This is a genomic window from Rahnella sp. PAMC25617 (assembly GCF_050606005.1).
Taxonomy (GTDB): Bacteria; Pseudomonadota; Gammaproteobacteria; order Enterobacterales; family Enterobacteriaceae; genus Rahnella; species Rahnella variigena.
This window is the reverse complement of the sequence record NZ_JBOCUM010000014.1, coordinates 198,845-222,820: the sequence shown is the minus strand read 5'-3', so window position 1 is coordinate 222,820 and position 23,976 is coordinate 198,845. Positions and strand designations below refer to the sequence as shown.

Sequence of the window (23,976 nt, the reverse complement as noted above, 5' to 3'; positions counted from 1 at the left end):
GGCAGATAAATGAGCGTGATGAGTGAAATCCAGCGCCGGGTAACCCCTTCGCGTCGTGGGTGGCCGGGCAGTGAGAAAGTGGTGCTCTGGGGACTAACGCTGTTGATAGGCATATTATCGATAGCGCCTCTCACACGGCTGGTCTGGGCGGCAATTGCCCCCGATGGCGTGCCGGACATCACACGATTTATGCATCTGCTGGGTACCCGCAAAGTGGTGTCCGCCACGGTGAATACGCTGACGATTGCCATTATCTCAACACTTCTGGCGATGTTGCTGGGTACGGTGGCGGCGCTGCTGATTGCGCTGACCAATCTGCGCGGTAAGCAGGCATGGGTATTTACCTTTATTCTGCCACTGATGATCCCGCCGCAGGTTACGGCACTGGCGTGGGTGCAGGCGCTTTCACCGTCGAGCCCGGTTTTGCAATTCCTGGGGCTCAGTTTACCCGCCGGTTCACCTTCACCGTTGTATTCGCTGACCGGCATTATTGTTTTGCTGGGGCTGCATAACGCGCCGCTGGTGTTTCTTATGGTGCGTGCAGGATTACGCAGGCTTCCGGCTGAACTGGTGGAAGCGGCACGCAGCGGCGGAGCTAAACCCTGGCGGGTGCTGTTTACAGTGATTTTACCGCTGGTACGTCCGGCCATTTTTGCGGGTGCGGCACTCTCTTTTGTCACCTCCGCGGGCAATTTTGGTATTCAGGCGATGCTCGGTATTCCGGGGCGGATCCCGACGCTTATCACGCTGGTTTATCAGCAGCTCAACAGCGTGGGCGCATCGGCTCTGGCGGATATGGCCGTGCTTTCATTGCTGATTGCCGCGATTACGCTGGCCGGACTGATGTTCAGCCGCTGGCTGGGCGGCCGGCAGGATGTGAGGGTCACCGGTACGCCGCGGGCGTTGCATCAGACACTCGGTCGCTGGCGTTTGCCGGTTGAGGTTGCCGTGTGGGGTTGGATGGTGCTGACGCTCATACTGCCAATGTCCGCGTTGCTGACCACCTCGCTGACAACAGGCTTTGGTCAGGCGCTGACGATACAAAGCCTGACGCTGAGCAATTATGCTAATGCGTTGTTTGGCTATCCGGCTATACGACACGCATTTATCACCAGTCTGGGGCTGACCGTGATGACCGCGCTGATACTGACCCTAGTTTCGCTGTTTCTGGCCTATTTTCTCAGCTGGCAACGTACGCGTCTGGTGCGGATTTTGCAGCTGTCCACGGAACTGGCGTACGCATTGCCGGGGATTGTCACGGGCATTGCGGCGATCCTGTTTTTCCTCAGGCCATTGCCGCTGCTGCACATCAGCCTTTACGGCACCGTCTGGATCATTCTGGCGGCATATCTTTCGAATTTCATGGCGCTGGTGCTGCGCCCGACACTGGCCGGATTCGCCCAGATCGAACGCTCGCTGGATGAAGCCGCGCAAATCTTTGGTGCGGGATTCCTGCGAAGAATGCGCGATATTCTGATGCCGCTGGCCGCGCCTTCGGCGATGGCCGGAACTATTCTGGTCTTCCTGACCGCACTCAATGAAATTCAGGTGTCGATTTTGCTGGTGACGTCCGGCACTCAAACCCTCGGGCCGATGATTGTCTTTCTGGATGAAGGCGGTTCATCAACCCTGGCCGCTGCGGTGGGATGTCTGATGATTGTCGTCGTGCTAGGGTTTATGCTGCTGGCCTCGCTGTTCGCGCGTCGTCTTCCTGAAGGCGTCTTGCCTTGGCGGATATGAATGAAAAAGCCTGCTGCATAAACTCGCATCAGGCTTTTTTTTAACAGTTATCGTTTTAGATAGCGGTTTACAGCGTTTTAAGCGGCTCGCTACGTTTCCAGAAAGCAATGGCAGAACCCAGGCACAACAGGTAACCCATCATTTCGGTGCCTTCTTCGACAATATTTTTCACTTCACGGACATAGTCGCCCTGCATCACGGCTTTCCAGATAAGGTTCATTCCGAAGACACGGGAAAAGACCAGGATCAGCACCAGACCGCAAACCATATAATGGCAGGCCGGATGGGCCAGAAAAGCAGACAATCCGCGCAGGCTGGTTTTCGGGGTGATACATGCCCAGACAATACAATAGACCGCGATCAGGCTGGCAAAATAGACCCATGAGCCATAGTGGATCTGATCAAACAAGGCGTCGAGTTCGCGGATAAGCATACAGAAGAAGAACCCGCCAATCAGGATCATGCCGCCGCGTAATGCCGGATGTTTTTTGGCCTGCAGGAAAAACAGTGCGCTGATGGCCAGCAGTGTCAGTTCCTGCAGGATTTCAGTGGCGGAAATTTCCTGCACACCGTCTTTGAATACAGCCACATCCAGCCAGATGACCAATGCAGTGAAGACGGCTCCCAGTGCTAATACGATAAAATTGAGTAAATGTTTCAAAAGTGTGTGTTTCATTATTGTCCTGTTTTCAATACGTTGGTGCGCTTACTTTACATGTTCTGAACATTTATCTGCATAGCGTGAGGTATAGCAAGGATACGGAAGGTCATCGCGGGGATATTGGGAATGTGTGCTGGAATGATAATTACTATGAATGTTAAGTGCTATTTTATAGGATTTTTTGCATGATTTGGGACTGCACGTCATTTACTAATGACGAAAGCAAACGGTTGATGTTAGCGTGCAGGGAAACTGCCAGAAAGAGGCCATTTAGCATTCCATGAGTAATCCAACTACAACCGCCAAGCAGCTGGAAGTTCAGCGCATTGTCGACGTTTTATCAAAAGCCATTGCCCAGCAACGCCTGCGTCCCGGAACACGTCTGGTTGAATCTCAACTCGTTGAGGCACTCAGCGCTAACCGCAATCATGTTCAGGTGGCGTTACAACGTCTGGCTTTACAGCGTATTGTTACCATCGAACCTAACCGTGGCGCGATGGTGGCTCAGCCCACAGCGAAAGAGGCGCGCGAAGTCTTCATTGCCCGCCGTGCTATTGAACGCGCCATTGTGGAATGCATCGGACCAGATGTTATTCGTCGTCATCGTCAGCGGATCACTGCCCATTTGCGCGGTGAGCGAGAAGCGGTATCGTCTGAAGACCGCCGTGCCGTCGTGCGTGAATTAAGTGAGTTCCATCTGATACTGGGCGAAATTTCAGGTAACGACGTGCTCAGTGAAATTCTGTCGAATCTGATGGTGCGCAGCTCCCTGATTGTCGCGCTGTATCAGCGTAATGAAGTTCCTTCATGCCAGTGTGATGAGCATCAGGCGATCATTGATGCGCTGGAAGCCGGTGACAACACCCTGGCGGCAGAAATCATGCAGGAACATCTCGACGATCTGGAAGGGGTGTTGGATCTAGACGATGAGGCCGCCGGGGAAGTGAATTTGCGTCAGGCGTTATCGGATTTATAACGCCGTAAAGGCAGAGTGCCCGCCAGTGCAATCGCTGACGGGCAAGAAAAGATTATGATGATTGCAAATCGCGCAGCTGCGCGCGGTCATTGTAGAAACGTTTATAAGACAGATAACCGGCAATAATTGTCGATAAACTGGCGGTCGCCAGCAGCATAAATGTCACCATAATCTGATACTTGATCGCTTTCACCGGATCGATACCGGCAAAAATCAGCCCTGACATCATCCCCGGTAAACTCACAATCCCCACCGTTTTGGCGGCATCGACCGTCGGGATCATCGCCGCACGAATACTGTCGCGAATAATCTGCCCTGAAGCCATTTTTACCGGCGCACCCAGACTCAGCATCTCGAGAATTTTTTGCTGATTATCGAGAAAACGCTGATTTAGATTGCTGTAGCACAACCCTACCGCCACCATCGCGTTACCGGCAATCATTCCTGAAATCGGGATAACCTGCATGGGCAGAAACTCAATCGAGCCGCTCAGGATCAGAATGGACAGGGTCAGCGCGGTGCCAGTCGTGATCGCGATAAACGAAATAATAAAACCGTTATCAATGTTGCGGCTGCGTTTTTTGGCGTTCAGTGCGGCATTCACGCAGATGAACAAAACCATCAGTACCGTTAACAAACTGTTATTGATATCGAAAATGTATTTGAGCACATAGCCGACAATCACTAACTGCACGACGGCGCGGGCGACGCTCCAGATAATGTCTTTTTCGAGACCGAGTTTTTCTTTTTTGCTGACCAGCAGGGCGACGACCACCAGGATCAGTGCGAGAGCCAGAGACTGGTTAGTAATATTATGCTGATTCATGAGCCGCGCTTCCTTGTGAATGACGGGTCAAAGTGACGACATGTTTCGCGTGACGGATTTCATTCTGATCGTGGCTTACCCACAATACGGCGATCCGCTCTTTGTCAGCCAGATCCGCGATGATCTCGTTGATGTTCTTCTTATTTTCTTCATCCAATGCGCTGGTTATCTCATCAAGCAGCAGTACGTCCGGCATAAATTGCAGATTACGCAGCAGGGCGACACGCTGCTTTTCTCCGCCGGAAAGCTCCTGCGTGCGCTTGGTCAGCATATCCTCCGATAAATTCACCCGTTTCAGCCAGTCGCGAAGTTGCGCTTCATCAGGCTTTTTATTGCGGATCTGATAAGGCAGGGCGAGGTTGTCATGCACCGTTTCGCCAAACAGCGATGGCGTCTGGAAGCAATAGGACACCCGCTGGCGGTAGGTTTCGGGCTTAATTTGCGCGATATCTTCACCTTTAAACCAGAGCGTTCCGCCGGTCGGCGTTTGTAACGCAGCAACGATCTTCAGCAACGTACTTTTACCGCTGCCCGAAGGGCCGGTCAGTAAGGTGAATTCACCCGGATTGAGGGTGAGGGAAACAGGTTCAAGAAGCGGAATATTGTTGAGTGTAAAAGAGACGTCTTGCAGACGAAGGAGGTCAGTAGGAGTGGTCACGCCTGAAAATCCTTTGGTAACGGGAGGATGTTTTACTCCTTCCCCTCTCACGAGGGGAAGGCTGGGGAGGGGTGTAGGTCAGAACAGGCCAGAAGGTGTCGTGTATAAACCCCCTCCCAGCCTCCCCCTTCGCAGAGGGAGGAGTAAAGAAGATTACTGAGCCGGAACGGGCGCTGGCGCTACCGGAGATTCCTGCTCAGGCGTCGGGGCTGGCGCTGCTGGCCCACCCAGAATACCGAACAGACCGGCGAATTCCTGAAGCGTCATTTTCTGGCCATTCAGGTCAACCTGATTGTCAGCGTAATGGAAGCTGCTGGTAATGGTGTCGTCTTTCACTGTAGTCAGTTTAAACATCTGACCCATCGCCGCCAGCCCCTGAACCTGCTGCTGAGCCAGTTTAGTGGCGTCGTCAGCATTATAGCCTTCGATCTGCGCAACCTGTGTGGTCACCTGAGTCGCCATCGGCAGAGGGATCGTGAGTTTGGCGTCCACTTTATTCACCAGCTGAGACAGCATCTGATCTTGCGTTTGTGCCGGGGTGGCAGCCGGGTCTTTCAGATCCAGCAGCAGATTGAAGCTGCTTTCGCCTTTGCTGTTTTTCCAGCTCAGCGGAGCAATGCTGATGGTCGGATTACCCTTGAGGAGTAACGGCAGATTTGCCAGCAGTAAATCCGCAGCCTGCTGCTGATAAGCCGCAGGGTCCAGTTCACCTTGCTTCATCAGCAACTCACGTGACTGCTGATTGTAGTTGTCGGCAAACTGTTTCAGGGCTGCGCCATCAAGCTTATCCAGCTTCAGGGTCAGTTTTGCAGAACCGAAATCCTGACCCTGAACTTTCAGTGCATCGATGGTGTAATCCTGCTGACCGCCAATGTTATTGCCGTTTTCAGAGAATTTACTCACCAGCTTGAAGTTGTCCAGAGAACCGGCGTCTTTGCCATCAACGTTCACCAGGATTTGCTTCACGGTCAGGTTCTGATCGCCCACGCCCACCTGGAATTTCCCCTGACGGGTATCGCTGTCCATGCTAAAACCGGCCAGAGTCACTTTCTCAAGTTGCCCCCACTGGTTTTTAGACGTCAGCGCGATGCTGTCGGTATTAGCATCGAGCTTCATGGCGGTCAGGTCTTTATCAACATCCACATTGATGGTACCGCCGGAGAAGGCCAGCTGGCTTTCGTCTTTCTGGTACGTCACAGGAATGATGTCAATCGCCGATGCACTCGCGCCGCTATAAGAAACGCGGGTATCGACGGTAACCAGGGATTTCCCTTTGGTCACATCAAACAAGCCTTTAACGGTCGGCGTGTTTTGCAGTTCGGAATGAACAGAGGCCATGCTTGGGATCAGGTTGAATTTTTTCAACTGAGCGGCAGGGAACGGACCGTGGTCGATGGTTTCGATAAAGGCAATTTCGTCACCGGTTTTCAGCACACTGCTGCCTGCGGTGGCAGCGGCAGCATCCGGACGCAGCACGATGCGCATTTTGCTGCTGAACAATCCGCGCTGGTAATCTTCATAGCTGACTTTAAGACCGGCTTTCGGATAAGCGCTTTGCAGCTGGCTGTTAGCATTGGCGACCTGCTCATCCATATGCTGCTCAATCAGTTTACCCGTGTACCAGGAGACGCCTGTCCAGGCCGCGCCAAGGACTACAATGACGCTTACAGCGACTAGTGACTTCTTCATATCTCTGTTTATCCTTATGAAATATCCCGAAAATAAAAAACGCCTTACGGCGTTATTAGTCTTCAGAGTGTAGCTGAATCAGCAGAAAAATCATCAAAATGGGGCAGTTAGCCCCGTTTTGTTTAGGCTTCAGATCATTTCACCAGCGTATTGAACACCCGTGCAATGCGACCGTTACCGCTGACCGTGACCGGAGACTCACCGGCAGACAAGAAACATGATTCGCCAGGGCTGAGCACCAGCGTTTCATCATTTTTTGCCAGAACGCTCTGGCCTTCAATACAGAAGACAATAGCAGCGCTGTCCTGTTCCAGCGTTTGTGGTTCTGCAGCAAGGCTGTGAATTGAAAATGCAAAATCTTCGACAGGGATCGGGAAGTTGAGTTCTGCGCCTTTTACGACCGGCGTAGTGAGTAATTCAGCGGCCGGTTTCGCATTGAATTTCAGGTTGGCCAGTAATTCAGGAATATCGATGTATTTTGGCGTCAGACCGGCGCGCAGCACGTTATCGGAATTCGCCATCACTTCCAGAGAAACGCCTTTCAGGTAAGCGTGTGGGGTTTCAGCATACAGGAACATGCCTTCGCCCGGCTGCAAGGTAATCACGTTCAGCAGCAGCGGAGAGAACAGGCCGCTGTCATCTGGATAAAATTCAGAAATGCTGCGGATGGTGTCCCACGGCTCGCCGTGTTGATCATCGAGCACGGATTTCAGAACGTCCAGCGCACGGGATTTTTCTTCACCTTCGAGGCTCAGCAGACCGGCAAACAGGGTACGCAGGTGGTCAACATCCGGGAAGCTCAGGAAGCTGGCGATCAGCTGATGCGCGCCTGCGACAGGCTGCAATAAAGAAACAATGTCGCGCAACTCACGAAAACCGTTCATAGCCTGGAAAGGCGTCAGGGCATAAACCAGCTCAGGTTTGTGATTCGGATCTTTATAATTACGCTCGGCGGCGTCCAGCGGGATCCCGGCAGCATTTTCCTTCGCAAAACCAATTTCAGCGGCACCTTTGCTTGGGTGAACCTGAATGGAAAGTGGCTGATCGGCGCAAAGCACTTTGAACAGGAATGGCAATTCGCCGAAACGTTTAGCGACTTTAGTCCCTAACTGACCGTTAAGGTCAGCGCTGATTTGATCACGCAGAGAGACGGTCTGACCGCTGGCATTCTCAACCTGAGAACTGCTTTTAGGGTGAGCGCCCATCCATAATTCGGCCATCGGACGGTCTTGCGGGTCGGTAATTCCGTAGAGTTTGGTCAGCGCGTCTTTGCTGCCCCAGGCGTAATTCTGTACACCGTTATGCATCTTTTGCATTGCTTCATCCTGAATAGAAAATATTGCCGCCTAGTAAACAATGCCAAAGCAGGCATTACAACTGCGAAGCCCCAAAAAGTGCCATGAGCGCGTAATTTCGGTATGGAGATCGAATCGAATTATACGCCAGCCTTATAAGTCACTATAATTGATCCGTCGCCAACGGATGCGTGGGAGCGCGAGCGGCATTCAAAAACCTGCAAAAAAACCTGATTTATCATCGTAATAAGCATCTAAGGAGACAGTAATGGCAGCAACACGCATTGAAAAAGACTCAATGGGGCCAATTGATGTTCCGACAGATAAACTTTGGGGCGCACAAACGCAACGTTCCCTGGAGCATTTTCGTATTTCTTCTGAAAAAATGCCTGAAGCGCTGATCCACGCGCTGGCTCTGACCAAACGTGCGGCCGCCAGTGTGAACATGGATTTGGGGTTGCTGCCGGCAGAGCGCGGAAACGCCATTATTGCCGCCGCTGATGAAGTGCTTGCCGGGCAGCATCCGGCAGAATTCCCGCTGGCTATCTGGCAGACCGGTTCCGGTACTCAGACCAATATGAACATGAATGAAGTGCTGGCAAACCGTGCCAGTGAAATTCTCGGCGGCGAGCGGGGCGAAGCGCGTAAAGTTCACCCGAACGATGACGTGAATAAAAGCCAGAGTTCCAACGATGTGTTTCCGACCGCGATGCACGTCGCCGCGGTGATCGAACTGCGTGAAACGCTGATCCCGGAGCTGAAAGTGCTGCACAAAACGCTGGCAGCAAAAGCGGATGCGTATCGCGACATCGTCAAAATTGGCCGCACCCATTTACAGGACGCCACGCCGCTGACGCTGGGTCAGGAAATTTCCGGTTGGGTGGCGATGCTGGCGCACAATTTAACCCACATTGAAAACAGCATTCCGCACATTGCCGAGCTGGCACTGGGCGGTACCGCAGTGGGAACCGGCCTGAATACGCACCCGGAATATGCGGTGCGCGTGGCGAAAGCATTGGCGGAACTGACCAATCAACCGTTTGTCACGTCGCCGAATAAATTCGAAGCGCTGGCCACCTGCGATGCGCTGGTTCACGGACATGGGGCGCTGAAAGGTCTGGCTGCCTCACTGATGAAAATCGCCAACGATGTACGCTGGTTATCTTCCGGCCCGCGTTGTGGTATTGGCGAAATTTCTATCCCCGAAAACGAGCCAGGCAGTTCCATCATGCCAGGTAAAGTGAACCCGACGCAGTGCGAAGCCATGACCATGCTGTGCGCGCAGGTGCTGGGCAACGATGTCGCGGTGAATATTGGCGGGGCTTCCGGTAACTTTGAGCTGAATGTCTTCCGTCCGCTGGTGATCCATAACTTCCTGCAATCGGTGCGTCTGCTGGCCGACGGAATGCGTGGTTTTAACGAGCATTGCGCTGTGGGTATCGAACCAAACCGCGACCGGATCACTCAGTTGCTGAATGAATCGCTGATGCTGGTGACGGCGCTGAATACGCATATCGGCTATGACAAAGCCGCTGAAATTGCCAAGAAAGCCCATAAAGAAGGGCTGACGCTCAAAGGTTCTGCACTGAAACTCGGTTATCTGACTGAAGAACAGTTTGATGAATGGGTGCGTCCGGAAGCCATGGTCGGCAGTATGAAAGCATAACGTTTCCGTTCTGACGTAAACGAATGAGGTCCGGGAAACCGGACCTTTTTTATGGCGGTACTTTGAGGTTTATAGCGGGTAGTCGGTGTACAAATGCAGGCGCTTAATCAGCAGACTCAGCGGCTGTGACTGCGGCTTGTATTTATGCTTAATGGTTGTGACATCGTAATCATGCAGTTCACCTAACTTCGGCACCTGCATCATCGGAGAGCGCAGGCATAAAGCAATCAGCGGCAACGGGCAGGGATGTTGTATCTGTTTCTGGCTGTTGCGATACCACACGCGGGCGATAGGTTGCACTTTCACCGGTCGTTTAAATTTCAGCGCAGCATGTTCCGGCAGACGTTTCACATCGCTCATCTCACGATTAATATTTTCCATCCATTGTTCGCGCGTATAAGGCGAAACGGCACGCCCTGCATTCAGGCTTTTTTCCAGCTGTGCCAGCACTTCATCACGGGTGACATTCTTAATAATGTGCTTATTTGCCCAGCCAAAACGCACCGAATCCGGGTCAGTCAGATACGTCACCGAGCGGTAAGCATTGAGCGTAATCAGCCCGCGAAGGTGTGTATGAACAAACTCGAAACGCTGTTCGCGGGCAAGGCCGGACTCCACCGTCACAATATGTTCCAGTTCGGCTTTCAGCTTGTTCACTTCTTCAATCAGGAGCAGGGCAGACTGATGTTCTGCGGGATCAACGGCATAACACAGCACACCGGGCAAACGTACGGCGGATTTGCTGCTGACATTCTCATTATTATGATGGATAAACAGGCGCTGAAAATGCTGTAACGCCAGTTGTTGCGCGGCTTCGCCGGTATGGGGTGTTACGATGATTTTGTCTGCGGGGTTATGTTCTTCACCTTTGACAACTTCAGGAAGCGCAAAGACACGCGCCTGCAATAGTTCCAGCTGACTCAGGAAATTCCCAAGATCCTGCAACGCCAGTTCCAGTTCGTTAAAACAACCGTTCATCCGGGCAATTAAATCATAATCCGCCATAAACCCTCCAGTTAGTTACAACATACAGTGTAGGGCATAACGATAAAACGTGCACACATGAACTTCAGGGAAATCATCAGTTTCGGAGTTTTAGTCGCTTATCAGGGCGGGGAACAAAGTTTATCACGTCCTGATACCTGTCAGGTTAGAATAAAGGATGTATCCGTTGCAGGAGTTCGCTATGACTGACCTTATCCGTTGTCCGTGGGGCACAACTGACCCGATGATGCTTGAGTATCACGACAAAGAATGGGGAAAACCTGTACGTGACAGCCGGGCACTTTGGGAAAAACTGATGCTCGACGGTTTTCAGGCCGGATTATCCTGGCGAATTGTGTTGAAAAAACGCGATGCATTGCGGCTGGCATTTAGCCATTTCGAACCGGAGAAAGTGGCTGAATTCACTGAAGATGACATCGAAAGACTGGTGAATAACGCCGATATTATCCGCTCCCGCATCAAGATTACGGCGGTCATTAATAACGCCCGCGCGTATCTTGCGATGCAGCAGGCTGGCGAGGAGTTTGGTGAGTGGATTTGGGCACAAATCGGCGGAAAGGCAATTCAGCACGTGGGTCCGGTTCCGACGAAAGATGCGCTTTCCGAGCGTATTTCAAAGGATCTCAAAAAGCGGGGTTTTAAGTTTGTGGGACCAACAATTGTGTATGCCTGGCTGGAAGCTACCGGCCTGATCAACACTCACCATCTGGAGTGTTTTCGCCGAACACAGGTGGCGAAAGAAGCCTGATTTTAAAAAACTTTTTATTTAAAAAACTTAACGAATAAGTAGAAAAGGGCGCGCGGACTGATCCATAGCGCGCCTGTTTAGCTGTGTCGAAATGACCTCAGATAAGCCGGAACTCAATCATAAACAGCTCTTTCAGGCCCGGATAAATTTCGCTAATGACATCCTTTAACTGTTCCAGCGTCATGTTTTCCTGCACGGCATGTTTTTCATTCAGATCATCGAACATCACTGGCGTTACCGAGATTACCTCGATATTGCAGAAAAATACGTCATCCTCATAACGGCTGACACGCACCTTATCACCGGCAGAAAAATTTGCGTCACTGGCTTCGCGCAGGGTGATTGTTTTGCGTCCGGCAAGAATATCATCTTCAAATCTGCCGTAAAAAGTGATGTCTTTCATAAAGTTTCCAATAAAAGGGGAAAAGGTGTTGTTGATTATATAACGGCTGCTGCGTCCACCCGCTGCGGTTTTGGTAAGACAGCCCCGAGCGACCAGATCAGCGAGATGACGGGTAGCGGTCGCCTTACTGACTTTCGCCACTTTCTGATACTGTCCCGCGCTGATCCCTTCGGCAAATCCATTATTGCCTCCGTCCAGCAAACGATTCAGGATCTTAACTTGTTCAGCAGGGAGTGCGCTGCTGTGGTGCACTTGCCAGAAAAGCGTTTTTGCCAAAGTCTGATCGATACGTATGATCGCAGTATCTACGCTGGTTTCGAGCATTTTAAGAAACCAGCTGAGCCAGGCCGTTAAATCCATCGTTCCGCGCTGTGTGGCCTCCAGCACGTTATAATAATCTTTCCGGTGATTGAGAATGGCTTCTGAAACAGCGTATAAACGTACGCTTTGATCGTCGGCCTGAAATAACGCCATATCAGTGAGGGCGCGGGTAATCCGACCATTCCCGTCTTCAAAGGGATGAAGTGTGATAAACCAGAAATGTGCCAGCCCCGCACGAAGGAGAGGATCCAAAGCCGCCCGATAGCGTGACTGATTATACCATTGCATAAAAGCGGTGAGCTCAGCACAAAGTTGTTCGCGTGGTGGTGCCTGATAATGCACTTTTTCCTTTCCAATCCGGCCTGATACGACACGCATTGTTGCATCCCCGCGCCATTCTCCACGTCGTAAAAAAGCCGGCGCTGGATCCGGAAATAACCAGCAATGCCATTGAAAAATAAGGGATTCAGTCAGATCGCCCGCTTGAGGATTGAAAACATCCATCATCATTTTGGCTAAGCCTTCCGAGTGTTCTGTGGTGGTTCCAGGAAGATGCCAGGTTAGACCAAGACGTTTGGCCAGCGATGAACGGACAGAATGTGCATCAAGCCGCTCATTCTCGATAGCGAATGATGAAAGAATATTACTTAGCATCGCATCGAGAGAATATTCGGCAGCATCATGGCCGGGCCGTGATTCGGCTTTACCGACAAGTTTACCTATTTTCAGGCGTGTCTGACGCAGTTGGGGCTGAATGATATCGTCATCCCAGTTGAACTGAGGCCACTCAGGTGATTGCCAAATCCATTGCCGGTTATCCATTTAGAGTCCTGTGAGCCGATTAGCGATCTTATTCGGCTCATTATACGAGCCGAATAGGGATTGTAAACGTTCTTGATTTACGGGGTAGGGAAAGTACGGTATCCGTGCTTTTGTTTTTGCTGATCCCGATGGCAACCGCATAGACGTCGGTCAGATTATCCGTGAGTAGATCCGCAAGCAATTGAGTTGAGCGGTATCCGGGGCAAGAACTTCCGGATACCGTGTGAGTCTGAAAGGTATCGGTAATGCCGTTTAATCGAGGATCGTATAATCCGCGATTTTGTGCGCATAATGTATATTATGTTAAATAAGATATCAGCTACGTACCAGCACCTCAATATCTAACGCCGTTCATACCTCACCTGCTTTCTCCTGGGTTTCTTCAGCATAATAAATGGCTAACCAAATCGTTGGCTCTTCAGTACTTGTCCATTCCACACGATGTCTGCACAACGCCGGGATATTTACGAAGTCACCGGAATTCATCACGCGCACTTCTTTCTCGTTTTCAAATTTCAAACCTGCCGAGCCCTGAAGCACTGCGACCCATTCACTATGTGGCTGGCTGTACCAGAATTCTGGTGGACTCGCCTGACCGGTTGAAATAATTCTCTCGATACGCATATCGGGCTTCATCAATAATGACTCGAACGTTTCTTCATTTCCCTCCTGTGCATTAACAGGAAAATCCTTAAACAGATTCGTCACCATCTCATTTCCACCTTTTGACATGAGAAATCACACTTTGAACTGATCGCGCTACGTGAATTCTGGAATCGCATCAGTACCACAATGCTGCAGATTTCACGTAACGCACCCATTTTCAGCATATCTACATGCTATAAACCTGCATAAGCCTTCTCGACTTTGGCCATGTATCTCGGTGCCTGTGGCGCCGGATGATACTGCCGGACATGCCAGTTAAACGCTTCGGGCGTCAGCTGATTGATCATCTGAATCGCGGTCTGGCGGTTAGCAGAGAATGTTCGCAATAATGCGCCCGCACCATTTGCATAAGCCACTTCGGTTGCATAACGGCGTGTCAGCGGATCGTTGATCCAGTTTAGTTGCTGACGCTGCAATGCGCTGATGTATGCGGTTCCGAGGTCAATGTTGGTTTCCGGATCCAGCAAATCATCATCATCAGGGCAGCCGCGTTTGCCTTTATAGCGGTAAGCATCACAGCCACTGGTTGATGCTTTAAGTTGCATCAAACCAATGGCATTTGAACGACTTACGGCTTCGGGATTAAAACCTGATTCGACCTGGATGATAGCCTTAACGAGTTTTCTGTCGACCTTATATTGGTCAGCAGCATCTTCAATTTCATCATCATAGGCATGCGTATCGTATTTCTTATATTTCGGCTTACTCGAGCAGCCAGCCAAAATCATCAGCATGATAATCATACTGAGTCTGAAAGGTTTTTTTAGTAGAGAAATCATGAATTTCCACGGTTTAAATAAGTGAGTCTCAACGCTGACAAGATACCGATATCATCCCTCAGGATCATGCATAAATCTGTTTTTTTTACCCGAAAACCTGTGACAGGCATGGAAGAATGGGCATCTGCGCCCTGCTTTCGCTTTTTACTGCCGTAGTCGCACAAAACCTAGTGATGTTTCTCCGCCGGCCTGGTGGACAAGCGCAATATAGCCGCTATCTTTTGAATCAGGCCAGCGATGGCCCTATCCGCGAGCTTCAGGCCTGGTTGCATGAAAATCTTACCGGCGATTTATCTGTTGAAGGACTGGCCGGGCGCGTGGCAATGAGCCCGCGTAATTTTACCCGGGTATTCACCCGTGAAACAGGGATTACACCGGCGAAATATGTCGAAGAAGTACGCCTCAATGCTGCAAGACAGCTTCTTGAACAAACCACACAAGGCGTAGAGCAAATTGCAGTCACCACAGGATTTGGTGGCGGCCTTAATCTGCGTCGCGTCTTTGAGAGAAACTTACAACTGACTCCTACAGAATACAGAGAACGTTTTTGCTCACGCGTGTTGGCGTAAATAGATCTATTGTTGTCATTTACGCCATACCTTCTTCAGATTAGATTAATCTCTACGTCAGATAACTATGGAGTTCAAAACGGGGTCTATAACCCCCCTCTCTTACTGTAAGAATAATGACGGACACCGCCGTATGGCGGTGTTTTTTTATGGCTAACAGACGGTCACCGTTATTAAAAGCAATATATTGTATGTTGTAACTAAAATACCTATTCCTGTTAATGTTTCAACAAATCCTCTGTGTTACCACGCCCAGTAATGTCGCCAGTTTCTCAATTGTTTCGCCCTGATGTCCGATCCCTATCGCGCAATGATGTGCTGCTCCTCCGCATGACCAGTCTTTCGTAAATTCCCGCGCTGACAATGGGAAACGGTAACGGCTGTTAGTATTCCCGATATCCAGGATTTCTCCTTCGACCGACTCCCCTTCGGCATATTGTAAAATCACACGGTTATTGATGTCTTCGATGACAGAAAGGAACGTTACCGGGCCTTTACTCACGCTCATCTGAATAGAAATGCCCTTCCCCGGTTTGCCGTGATAGACAGGTAACGGCACCAGACGCACTTCACCTTCTGCCATCAGCGGATGAGCTGGCCCGTCGTGTCCCCAAAGCACAACATCATCATCAAAATCAATGCCATAAGGTTCAGAGAACGATCCCCCCGCTCCGAGCAGCGACATGATTTTCATGGCGATAACGTTCTTGATTTCATATTCACCAGCAACGGGAATATTGCGCCCCGTCAGCAGCGTATTGCCGAGGATCACCGACGTCACGATGTTCTCGTAAGCATTGCCCGGCGCCCCTTCATAATAATAGGCCAGTGCATCCAGCCCGTTATTATCGACCAGTTGGTCAAGCGCGACGGCGGTCGTCACTGCCCTTTCGAGCTCGGCTTTATCGCAACTGGTATCTGTGCGGAGACTTCTCCCGACTTCCTTCTGTTTCGCCTCACGTTGCGCATCACTGACCTGCTCACGCCAACTGTTTAGCTCGCACATCTCGAGGGGCTTAAAGCGGACACCTAATTTGGCTGAAAGATTGGTCATGTTGGAATACACATCCACCATGCCGTTGTAATAATGCCCCAGTACTCCCACCGTACTTTTGCCCAGCCGGATTTTTACGCCAATCGCGGTCAGCCATTGCTGTGTTTGCTGCCAGACATACGGGTCATTATTCAGCGCGCCGACAATCATCTCGTATGCAATGCCCGCACGGTTAAACACATTGGCCAGTTCCGGCGCGCTGCATGCCTGGCAATGTGCCAGCCATTCACCGGTGCGCGCCCCGCGATCGGTCATTTCACTGATAACCTGATACGGAAGATGGCGTTCAGGCTGAAGAGCCAGGATCAGCACCGGAACCTGAAATTGCTGCACCAGTGGTAACACTGTTGAACTCAGAGCGTAAGTGCTGATGGCAATAATAATGACGTCCGGAGAAACCTGTTTCAGTTCAGCGGCAAGGGTGTCGCTTTTTTCCACACTGTCGACCAGCCCGCCGTTATGAATGAGGATCTCCGGCGAAGTAAGTTGCTGCTCGATTTGCCCGAGATAGCCTGTCAGCCGTGCTTCCAGACCGGTAAATTGTGGCCAGTAGGTATTAAGCCCTATCCCGAATAAGGCTGCGTTGAGCGGTCGTGAATTGCGCATAGTTTTTCCTCAGCTGATAACACGTTGAGGAGGAGTCTAAGGAGAGAGATGACATTGAACCTTTGCGTGAAGGCCATAAACAAAAGAGGAGTGGCAATAAAAACATTAAATTAAAAAGTTGGAAGCAGGATCGCAATCCACTGCAACGCACCCGGCGCTTGTCAGCGCCGGGAAAAGAATAAATCATTCTTCCTGCGGCCCTATCTGCATAAACGGGTTATAAGCAATTTCCCACAGATGTCCGTCCGGATCGGCGAAATACCCCGAATATCCGCCCCAGAAGACTTTTTGTCCGGGTTTGATCAGTTTGCCGCCCGCTTTCACTGCCTGCGCTAATACCGCGTCCACTTTAGCCTCACTGGCGACGGTTTGTGCTAATGCCATACCGCGAAAACCCTGTCCTTCAGCGCTGACCTGCGCATCCTTAGCCAGTTCTTCCCAGGGGAATAATGACAACCAGGCACCGGCTAACTCGAAGAAACTGACGCCGTCAGAATCAATGACCACTTTAGGAAAGCCAAGTCCGTGCTGATAAAATTCCGTAGCGATGGCTAAATCTTTGACGCCCAGGGTGATCATATTGATGACTGGTTGCATCGTTTTTCTCCGTCAGAGGGATGAAAGTAATCATGAAAAAAACCTTGCTGACAGAATAAATACTTTTTGAATACTTTGCTTAGATCCTGCTTCCACATGTCTCAAAATGTTAACAGCGCCCTCCCTTTTCTGGTAAATGTTGCCCATCGTGCTACTCTGACGCGACTAAAACCTGCTTACGATCCGACAGTGAGGAACCTTTGACCACATTACGCCGCCGCCCGGAAGCAACCTCTCCCGCCGTTCGTTTTTTACCGGAGACCATTCATATTGGTCGCCAGTTGCGTACCTATTGTGATGCCCGCTTCAAAACTATTGGCCTGACTTTGGCCCGCGGTCAGGTGTTATTACATCTGGAAGCCGCCAATGGCCGCCTGCCTCAGGGTGAACTCACCTCGCTGCTGGAAGTCGAACACCCCACCGCTATCCGCCTGTTCGACAGTCTGGCTGAGCTTGGCTTGCTGGAACGGTGCCCCGGTGAAACCGACCGTCGTTCTAAAGACATTAAGCTGACAGAAGCCGGCACCGAACTTGCCAATCAGGTTCGCAGCATGACCGATGATATTCTTATCAGCGTGATGGAAGGCATTCCGCCTGAAAACGTGGATATCGCCCGCGGCGTTCTCGCCTGTATCACCGCCAATATCGCCGCATTGTAAGTGGCGTTTTACTCCTTCCCGTTATCTCCCTCCTTTTTAATTAATTACTTTCGTTACTGATTAGTTATTCGCTATTTGCATTTGTAAATATCACCGATATGAATAATTGAACTAGACACGTATGACACGTCTTATTACATTATGTAGCAAGCTACAAACTAGTTAGGTAATGACTTACAAGGCATAACGATGACGACGCGTTCTGATTCAGATGTCCGGCAGGATGCCGGTGAATTATCAACACGGGATGCCTCACCACAAACAGTTCCACCAGAAGCCGCCTCATCGAAAACAGAGACTGCACCGCCGGTTCCGCCGTCAACACATCACCCCTTTGCGGTTCAGGTCAGCACCTGGCTTTTGCAGTATCCGCGTCTGCGTATTGCAGTGTATGCACTGGCATCTCTGATTATCGGTATGACCCAGGGGCTGGGCATCAACCTGGTCAGTTCAAATCTGCCGGGAATTCAGGGGTCGCTGGGTATTTCCAACGTTGAAAGTTACTGGCTGGTGGCGGCCTACACGGCGACCAGCGTGACCGGCACGATCCTGCTTTATAAAATTCGCACACAGTTTGGTTTTCGCCGCTTCGGGGAATACGGGCTGCTGTTTTTTGCCGTGGCGTCTATGGCGCAAACCTTTACGCATGATTTCCAGACCGCGCTGGCCGTGCGCGCGGTAATGGGGTTTGCGATGGCGTCGCTCGGCCCGCTGGCGTTGTTTTATATGTTTGAAATCTTCCCCCCGGCCAAAAAGCTGACCGCCGGATTATGTTTTGGTCTGGCGGGAAGCCAGATTGCCCTGCCGGTATCCCGCATAATTTCACCGCATCTGCTTGATCTCGGGCACTGGCATCAGCTGACCACGCTGGAATCCGGGCTGTCGCTGATCTGCCTGGCGATCATCTGGATTTTGCCGCTGACTCACCCGCCGCGGGTGAAAGTATTTGAGCGTACCGACTGGATAAGTTATCCGCTGATCGCCACCGCAGTGGCCTGTATGTCAGTGGTTCTGACGATGGGTCGTTATTACTGGTGGCAGGAAAAAGACTGGATTGGTGAAGTGCTGGTGGTCGGTATTATCGCGCTCACACTCTCTTTTATGGTCGAGTTAAAACGTAAGAACCCGATCATTGATTTGCGCTGGCTGATGACGCCGGAGATGTTGCTGTTTACCGGCTCCATGTTGTTCGTGCGAATGCTGCTGTCAGAGCAAACCACCGGTATGGTGGGATTTCTGAATCTGGTTGGACTGCTTAATGATCAGCTGGTGACCTTATTCCTGGTGATCCTGGCGGCAACGTTTGCCGGGCTGGTTGTCGTCAGCATCATTCATAAAGCCAACCGGATTGTTTACATCCATCTTTTTTCGATTGCACTGATCGGCATTGCCTCGCTGATGGATGCCAGTTCGACGGTGGACACCCGCCCCGAACAGTTTTACCTGACACAGGGAATGATCGCGTTTGCCGGTGCCATCTTCCTGCCGACCTCATTGTGGCTCGGTTTTGTCCGCGCGTTGCAGTTCGGGCAAAGTCAGATCATCAGTTTTGTGCTGGTTTTTCTCTCGACGCAAAACGTCGGTGCGCAGGTAGGCAGCGCATTCCTGGGCACCATTCAGATCCTGCGGGAAAAGTTTCACTCAGCCGCACTGGTGGAACATATCAATTTGCAAAATCCACTGGTTGCCGAACGTATTGCGCAATACAGCCACCTGCTGAAACCGGTCTTAAACGATGGCAACCAGCTCAACGCTGAAGGTCTGTCCCTCCTTAGCCAGAAAGTCACACAACAAGCCGGTCTGCTGGCTTACAACGATGTTTTCATGGTGGTTTCTTATATGTCGCTGGGCTGTTTTGCCGTCCTGTGCGCACATATTTGGGTCGGAAGGATCCAGACAAAAAAACGTGCAGCCGCTGAGGCTGTTGCATAAATAACGGGCTTTTGCTGATGAATCAAAAAGAGTGAAACGGAAAAACTGATGAAAAATATATTTCGTTATCCATCCATTATTGTGGTGCTTTGCCTCGGGATTATCGGGGTCATGATTGTGTTATACAGCTGGCAGTTATTTCCGTTTAATTCTCAGGTCGAATCGACGGACAACGCCTACGTACGCGGCAATGTCACCCTGCTCAGCCCGCAGGTTTCCGGCTATATCACCGATGTGAAAGTACAGGATTTTATGCCGGTGAAAAAAGGTGACCTGCTGTTTGTTATCGACGACAGCACCTATCGCCAGGAATTTCTGCAGGCACAAGCCGCGGCAGCGCAGGCTCAGGTGACGTTGCAGAACTTCGAGCAAAACCGGGCTTCCGGCGCGGCCAGCCTGCAACTGGCTGAAGCGGAGCTGCAGAGTGCGCAGGCCACACAAAGCAAAGCGACGCTGGATACCGGCCGTAACGGCCCTCTGCTGGAGAAAGGGTTGGTTTCCAAAACCACCGGCGATGAACTTCATGCTGCATTGCTGACCGCACAGGCAAACGTGGCCAAAGCCCGCGCATCGGTCAATATCGCCCGCCAGAGTCTGGCACTGGTGGATGCCAATAAAGCGTCGCTGGCCGCTGCATTTAAAGCCGCCCAGGCCAGGGTAGAAGTCGCACAAATCAACCTGCAACATACGCAGATTGTGGCGCCTTCTGACGGCCAACTGGGTGAAGTGAGTGCGCGGCTGGGACAATACGTCAGCGCCGGCACGCAGTTAACTTCGGTTACCCCGAAAATGGTCTGGGTGACCGCCAATTTCAAAGAGCGCCAGCTGGCGGGCATGGCGGTCGGGACACCAGCATCATTCACCGTTGATGCCCTCAACGATCACGCTTTTAAGGGGCATGTGGTGAGGATTGCTCCCGCAGCGGGTTCAGAGTTCAGCGTGCTGAAAGCCGACAACGCAACGGGAAATTTCACCAAGATTTCACAACGCATCGCCGTGCGTATCGAACTGGAACCCGGACAGCTGCAAAGTGATCAACTCCGGCCGGGCATGTCGACCGTCGTCAGCGTCGATACTTCACAGGCACCAGAAAGCTGAGCGCATCAGGCTCAGCCTGTAATATCAGCATAATAACGCTGCGCTACGTCGGGATGTGAGCGCAGCCGCCCTTTCAGATAATTGAAACCAACGTCGCGGAATAGCGGGTTGAGCGGATCGCTGGCCTCACCCCGCGCCTCTTTTGCCAGATCCTCAGGCAACGGAAACAGCGGCACCACGGCGTCCAGCTGAGCACCAAGGAAAAAGGCCAGCGACAACCGCTCTGCTCCGGCGGGTGGCGAAACCACGCGATGCACGGTGGCACGCAGATAGCCGTTAGTCGCCAGTTCAAGCAGTTCGCCAATATTCACCACCAGCGTATCTGCCACCGGTAACGCATCTACCCACTGATTTTCCTCGACTTCAACCTGCAAGCCGCGTTGTTGATCCTGAAGTAAAAAGCTGAGAAATCCGGAATCCTTATGCGCGCCCACGCCCTGGTTCCCGCTGCTTTCTGAACGTCCCGGATAACGGATCAGCTTGATGTGCTCATTGGGTTTTTCGCCGTAAAGCGCATCAAACGCGTCCTCCGGGAGTCTGAGCGCCAGCGCAAAGGCGCGCAGAAGTCGTAATGACATCGCTGTCATTTCCTGCTGCCAGTGCAGCAGCAACGGCCGCAGTTCGGGCAGCGCGGCGGGCCACTGATTTGGCCCCTGCAATCGTGCCCATGCCGGGGGGTTGTCACTGACCGGCAGTTTCGGACGTTCGGCACCGAGATCAAACTGTTCGCGCCAGTCCGGCTGACCCCGTGTGATTTCCGAGGCGGCACGGTTATAGCCGCGAAAATGCGAAGAGTGGATCATCGCCACCGACAGTTTTTCTTCTTCCGGCAACGTAAAGAATTCGCGCGAGACCCGTTGCACCGCATGGAGCAATTGCGCATCGACACCGTGATTTTTAAGATAAAAGAAACCGATTTCCCGGGCGGCATAGCGCAACTGTGAAAGAAACGCGTCGCGCTGATCAGGCGAACCCGAAAACTGGCTGAAGTCGATCAGGGGAATAGAGGTAACAGTCTGGCTCATCGCGAACTCCGCAGTGACAGGAACAGCATTCAACGCTATCACAACGTCAGAACGGGTGACCAATAGCCAGATGGTCTGGTTTATATTGTGAGGTTATGAAAAAAAATCCCGCAAAAATACGGAAATTACCGGCTCTTCCGTGAGCCAGAGGGAGGATTTACGCAGACGATTTGCTGCCAAGGTAGCGATACACCACTGCCAGATCCTGATCGCCATAACCGCCGTCAACGGCGCTTTGCCAGGTCTGACTGATGCGCTTCATCACCGGCAGTTCGAGCTGACTGCCTGCTTCAATCGCCAGATTGATATCTTTCAGCGCCCAGGTCAGCTGCATCTGCGGGGTATAATCGCCGCTTTTGAACATCTCCATTTTGCCTTTAATATACGGCGCCGCCAGAGGCCCGCCTTCCAGCACGTTCCACAGGTCATCGGTAGTGAAGCCCAGTTCCTCTGCCAGTTGCGTACTTTCTGCAATCCCTTCCATCATGGCAATCAGCCAGGCATTAACGACCAGCTTCATTTTCGAGGCGCGCCCTGCTTCGCCCAGCCATTTGGTCGCCTTAGAGATAGCGTCAAAGACCGGCTCAACCGCAGCGCCCTTTTCGCGATCGCCGCTGGCCAGTACCACAATCTGCGCCTGCTCGGCCGGCGCCTTGGTACCGGAAACCGGTGCGTCAAAGAAGATGACATCCGGACGCTGCGCCTTAATCAGTGCAATCAGAGATTCGGTACCTTCGACGCCCAGCGTGCCCATCTGGGCAATAATCCCGCCCTGTTTAAGACCGGCAAGCAGACCATTATCGCCCTGATACACGTCCAGCGACGTTGCCCCGTCAGACAGCATGGTGATCACCACATCCGCGCCAAGTACCGCTTCACGCGGGGTTTGTCCTCGCACCGCGCCAGCTGACACTAAATCATCACCACGGGAAGAGGTACGGTTCCACACGCGGGTGGTGAATCCTTTTTTAATCAGGTTTGCGGCAAATGCATGCCCCATTGCACCCAGTCCCAGCACGGCGACGACAGGTTGTTGCGAATCGGTTTGCTGACTCATGCCTTACTCCTTGTGATAACAATCAATAATGTAAAAAGGCTAACATCACAGGTCTGGGCTGCGATAGTGGGTTCTGTAAGCGAATGCAACAGAAAGGCTGATATTACTTAACCTATGCTGACTAAGTGGCGTAACATACGCGCTTTCATGCTCGGGCGTGACCGGGATTTATCCGGGCAGCTTATGATTTGACTGATAATTTTCAGGAGTAACAAGCATTATGAGTAAAGTCGTTTTAATCGGGATCATTTCAGTCATTTTCGTATTGATGGTTTTGATGCTGGGTTCCGTCTATGTGTATCCGTGGTGGATGCAGCGTTCAACTGAAGGCGCCTGTGCTCAGATAACCAAAGATAACGCCATTGATACGGTGACCCGTGACTACATGGAAAACCGCATTCCGAACTGGGGAAATGATAAAGACAATATGGGCACTTCCGTGCCGGTTCTGAACTTTATCAGCGATGATGTGAAAGAAGACAAAGGGACTTACAACATTCCCTTCAGCGCTAAAGGCCCGAATGGCACGCTGGGTTATGTCGCACACTTCAACTGCTCCAACCATTATGTGAAGTATTCCACCGTCGAATAGTCGTTTAGCGGGTTTTGAAAGCAACGTCGTCCGGTAACTTCATGCAGGGGATCGTTTTATGCCGTTGATCAAACGAAAGATCAGCGCCGATCATCGAGATCCCCTTATTGATCGGAGTAATTCCCATCAGATCAGAAGGGTTTATTTTCTGTCCTGCACCGACGTCAGAACGGTAACAAAGATAAAGTCAGCGCCTGCAGCGACTCGGGGACGTAATTCGACTACACTGGTAGCCACTTTCCTCACAGGATGCAGTAACCATGAAAAGACTGACTCAACAAGATATGACGGAAAGCGAGCAGCGTGAGCTGAAAACTCTGCTGGATAAAGCCCGTAAAGCACAGGGCCGTGAGCTGACGAATTCGGAAAATAACCGAATCAAAGATGATTACATCGATACATTGATGGCAGAAAAAGAAAAAGTGGCTGCTAAAGCCCGTGCTGAAAAGCGTCGTAATAAAGCCGTTCCAAGTACCTCCGCAACCTATGACTGGACAGCCCGCACCCATCCGCGCGGCCGCCGTTAAGTATT

Annotated in this window: 22 protein-coding genes and 2 pseudogenes; 10 read left to right on the top strand and 14 right to left on the bottom strand. The window is 51.5% G+C overall.

The features are described 5' to 3' along the window. The first annotated feature begins 9 nt into the window (after positions 1-9). Entirely contained in the window at positions 10-1,740 is a 1,731-nt protein-coding gene (locus ACM615_RS18250) for an ABC transporter permease (RefSeq protein ID WP_431012284.1), read from the top strand. 67 nt (positions 1,741-1,807) lie between these two features. Here the strand turns inward: ACM615_RS18250 and ACM615_RS18245 are convergent, their stop codons facing one another. Continuing rightward, positions 1,808-2,416 (bottom strand): hypothetical protein, encoded by a 609-nt coding sequence (locus tag ACM615_RS18245; RefSeq protein ID WP_120162564.1) that lies wholly within the window; start codon positions 2,414-2,416, stop codon positions 1,808-1,810. A 265-nt stretch (positions 2,417-2,681) separates the two neighbouring features. Between ACM615_RS18245 and ACM615_RS18240 the strand changes: the two genes are divergently transcribed. Continuing rightward, positions 2,682-3,377: a GntR family transcriptional regulator gene (locus tag ACM615_RS18240; protein ID WP_129638237.1), complete on the top strand. Its 696-nt coding sequence runs from the start codon at positions 2,682-2,684 to the stop codon at positions 3,375-3,377. A 52-nt stretch (positions 3,378-3,429) separates the two neighbouring features. Here ACM615_RS18240 and fetB read toward each other — a convergent pair whose 3' ends face one another. The 4 genes from fetB to manA all read right to left on the bottom strand — a co-directional run bounded on the left by fetB (position 3,430) and on the right by manA (position 7,866). Then, the gene (gene fetB, locus ACM615_RS18235) at positions 3,430-4,203 is read right to left on the bottom strand and encodes an iron efflux ABC transporter permease subunit FetB (protein WP_120162566.1); all 774 of its coding nucleotides are present in this window, start codon (positions 4,201-4,203) and stop codon (positions 3,430-3,432) included. After that, positions 4,190-4,861, bottom strand: a complete 672-nt coding sequence (gene fetA, locus ACM615_RS18230) for an iron efflux ABC transporter ATP-binding subunit FetA (RefSeq protein WP_431012283.1) — start codon at positions 4,859-4,861, stop codon at positions 4,190-4,192. The genes fetB and fetA overlap by 14 nt, the downstream gene beginning before the upstream one ends. A 153-nt stretch (positions 4,862-5,014) precedes the next feature. After that, positions 5,015-6,550: a YdgA family protein gene (locus tag ACM615_RS18225; RefSeq protein ID WP_129638234.1), complete on the bottom strand. Its 1,536-nt coding sequence runs from the start codon at positions 6,548-6,550 to the stop codon at positions 5,015-5,017. A gap of 134 nt (positions 6,551-6,684) precedes the next feature. Further along, positions 6,685-7,866 (bottom strand): mannose-6-phosphate isomerase, encoded by a 1,182-nt coding sequence (gene manA / locus ACM615_RS18220; RefSeq protein WP_431012282.1) that lies wholly within the window; start codon positions 7,864-7,866, stop codon positions 6,685-6,687. A gap of 247 nt (positions 7,867-8,113) precedes the next feature. Between manA and fumC the strand changes: the two genes are divergently transcribed. Continuing rightward, the gene (gene fumC, locus ACM615_RS18215) at positions 8,114-9,511 is read left to right on the top strand and encodes a class II fumarate hydratase (protein WP_120162570.1); all 1,398 of its coding nucleotides are present in this window, start codon (positions 8,114-8,116) and stop codon (positions 9,509-9,511) included. Between the two features lie 69 nt (positions 9,512-9,580). Here fumC and tus read toward each other — a convergent pair whose 3' ends face one another. Then, entirely contained in the window at positions 9,581-10,516 is a 936-nt protein-coding gene (gene tus, locus ACM615_RS18210) for a DNA replication terminus site-binding protein (protein WP_132964051.1), read from the bottom strand. A gap of 181 nt (positions 10,517-10,697) precedes the next feature. On the opposite strand from tus, the gene ACM615_RS18205 reads away from it, so the two are divergent. Beyond that, entirely contained in the window at positions 10,698-11,264 is a 567-nt protein-coding gene (locus ACM615_RS18205) for a DNA-3-methyladenine glycosylase I (protein WP_132964050.1), read from the top strand. A gap of 97 nt (positions 11,265-11,361) precedes the next feature. On the opposite strand, the gene yqfB is transcribed toward ACM615_RS18205, so the two are convergent. The 4 genes and pseudogenes from yqfB to ACM615_RS18185 form a co-directional block, all read right to left on the bottom strand. After that, positions 11,362-11,667 carry a N(4)-acetylcytidine aminohydrolase gene (yqfB, locus tag ACM615_RS18200; RefSeq protein ID WP_165929008.1) on the bottom strand — a complete coding sequence of 102 codons (306 nt, stop codon included), beginning with the start codon at positions 11,665-11,667 and terminating at the stop codon, positions 11,362-11,364. 39 nt (positions 11,668-11,706) lie between these two features. Further along, positions 11,707-12,810 (bottom strand): annotated as a pseudogene (locus tag ACM615_RS18195) (Fic family protein); the annotation flags it as partial. 351 nt (positions 12,811-13,161) lie between these two features. Beyond that, positions 13,162-13,521, bottom strand: coding sequence for a cupin domain-containing protein (locus ACM615_RS18190; protein ID WP_129638229.1), 360 nt, complete (start codon positions 13,519-13,521; stop codon positions 13,162-13,164). A 128-nt stretch (positions 13,522-13,649) separates the two neighbouring features. Next, positions 13,650-14,255: a transglycosylase SLT domain-containing protein gene (locus tag ACM615_RS18185; protein WP_112287029.1), complete on the bottom strand. Its 606-nt coding sequence runs from the start codon at positions 14,253-14,255 to the stop codon at positions 13,650-13,652. Between the two features lie 155 nt (positions 14,256-14,410). Here ACM615_RS18185 and ACM615_RS18180 point away from each other — a divergent pair. After that, positions 14,411-14,824: pseudogene (locus ACM615_RS18180) on the top strand (GlxA family transcriptional regulator); the annotation flags it as partial. Between the two features lie 226 nt (positions 14,825-15,050). Here the strand turns inward: ACM615_RS18180 and ACM615_RS18175 are convergent. Then, a complete protein-coding gene (locus ACM615_RS18175) occupies positions 15,051-16,484 on the bottom strand; it encodes an arabinose isomerase (RefSeq protein ID WP_431012281.1) in 1,434 nt (477 codons plus the stop codon). Between the two features lie 183 nt (positions 16,485-16,667). Next, positions 16,668-17,081, bottom strand: coding sequence for a VOC family protein (locus ACM615_RS18170; protein WP_112287025.1), 414 nt, complete (start codon positions 17,079-17,081; stop codon positions 16,668-16,670). Between the two features lie 200 nt (positions 17,082-17,281). Between ACM615_RS18170 and ACM615_RS18165 the strand changes: the two genes are divergently transcribed. The 3 genes from ACM615_RS18165 (at position 17,282) to ACM615_RS18155 (ending at position 20,770) form a co-directional block, all read left to right on the top strand. Next, positions 17,282-17,740, top strand: a complete 459-nt coding sequence (locus ACM615_RS18165; RefSeq protein WP_120163891.1) for a MarR family winged helix-turn-helix transcriptional regulator — start codon at positions 17,282-17,284, stop codon at positions 17,738-17,740. A gap of 189 nt (positions 17,741-17,929) precedes the next feature. Continuing rightward, positions 17,930-19,672, top strand: coding sequence for an MFS transporter (locus tag ACM615_RS18160; RefSeq protein ID WP_431012280.1), 1,743 nt, complete (start codon positions 17,930-17,932; stop codon positions 19,670-19,672). 48 nt (positions 19,673-19,720) lie between these two features. Then, positions 19,721-20,770: an HlyD family secretion protein gene (locus ACM615_RS18155; protein ID WP_431012279.1), complete on the top strand. Its 1,050-nt coding sequence runs from the start codon at positions 19,721-19,723 to the stop codon at positions 20,768-20,770. An 11-nt stretch (positions 20,771-20,781) separates the two neighbouring features. Here ACM615_RS18155 and ACM615_RS18150 read toward each other — a convergent pair whose 3' ends face one another. Further along, complete coding sequence (locus ACM615_RS18150) at positions 20,782-21,795, bottom strand: isopenicillin N synthase family dioxygenase (RefSeq protein ID WP_431012278.1); 1,014 nt, start codon at positions 21,793-21,795, stop codon at positions 20,782-20,784. 157 nt (positions 21,796-21,952) lie between these two features. Continuing rightward, positions 21,953-22,852, bottom strand: coding sequence for an NAD(P)-dependent oxidoreductase (locus ACM615_RS18145; RefSeq protein ID WP_129638223.1), 900 nt, complete (start codon positions 22,850-22,852; stop codon positions 21,953-21,955). 220 nt (positions 22,853-23,072) lie between these two features. On the opposite strand from ACM615_RS18145, the gene ACM615_RS18140 reads away from it, so the two are divergent. Next, positions 23,073-23,444 (top strand): protein YebF, encoded by a 372-nt coding sequence (locus ACM615_RS18140; RefSeq protein WP_112287020.1) that lies wholly within the window; start codon positions 23,073-23,075, stop codon positions 23,442-23,444. A gap of 260 nt (positions 23,445-23,704) precedes the next feature. Then, a complete protein-coding gene (locus ACM615_RS18135; RefSeq protein ID WP_015697358.1) occupies positions 23,705-23,971 on the top strand; it encodes a DUF3811 domain-containing protein in 267 nt (88 codons plus the stop codon). Positions 23,972-23,976: the final 5 nt, after the last annotated feature.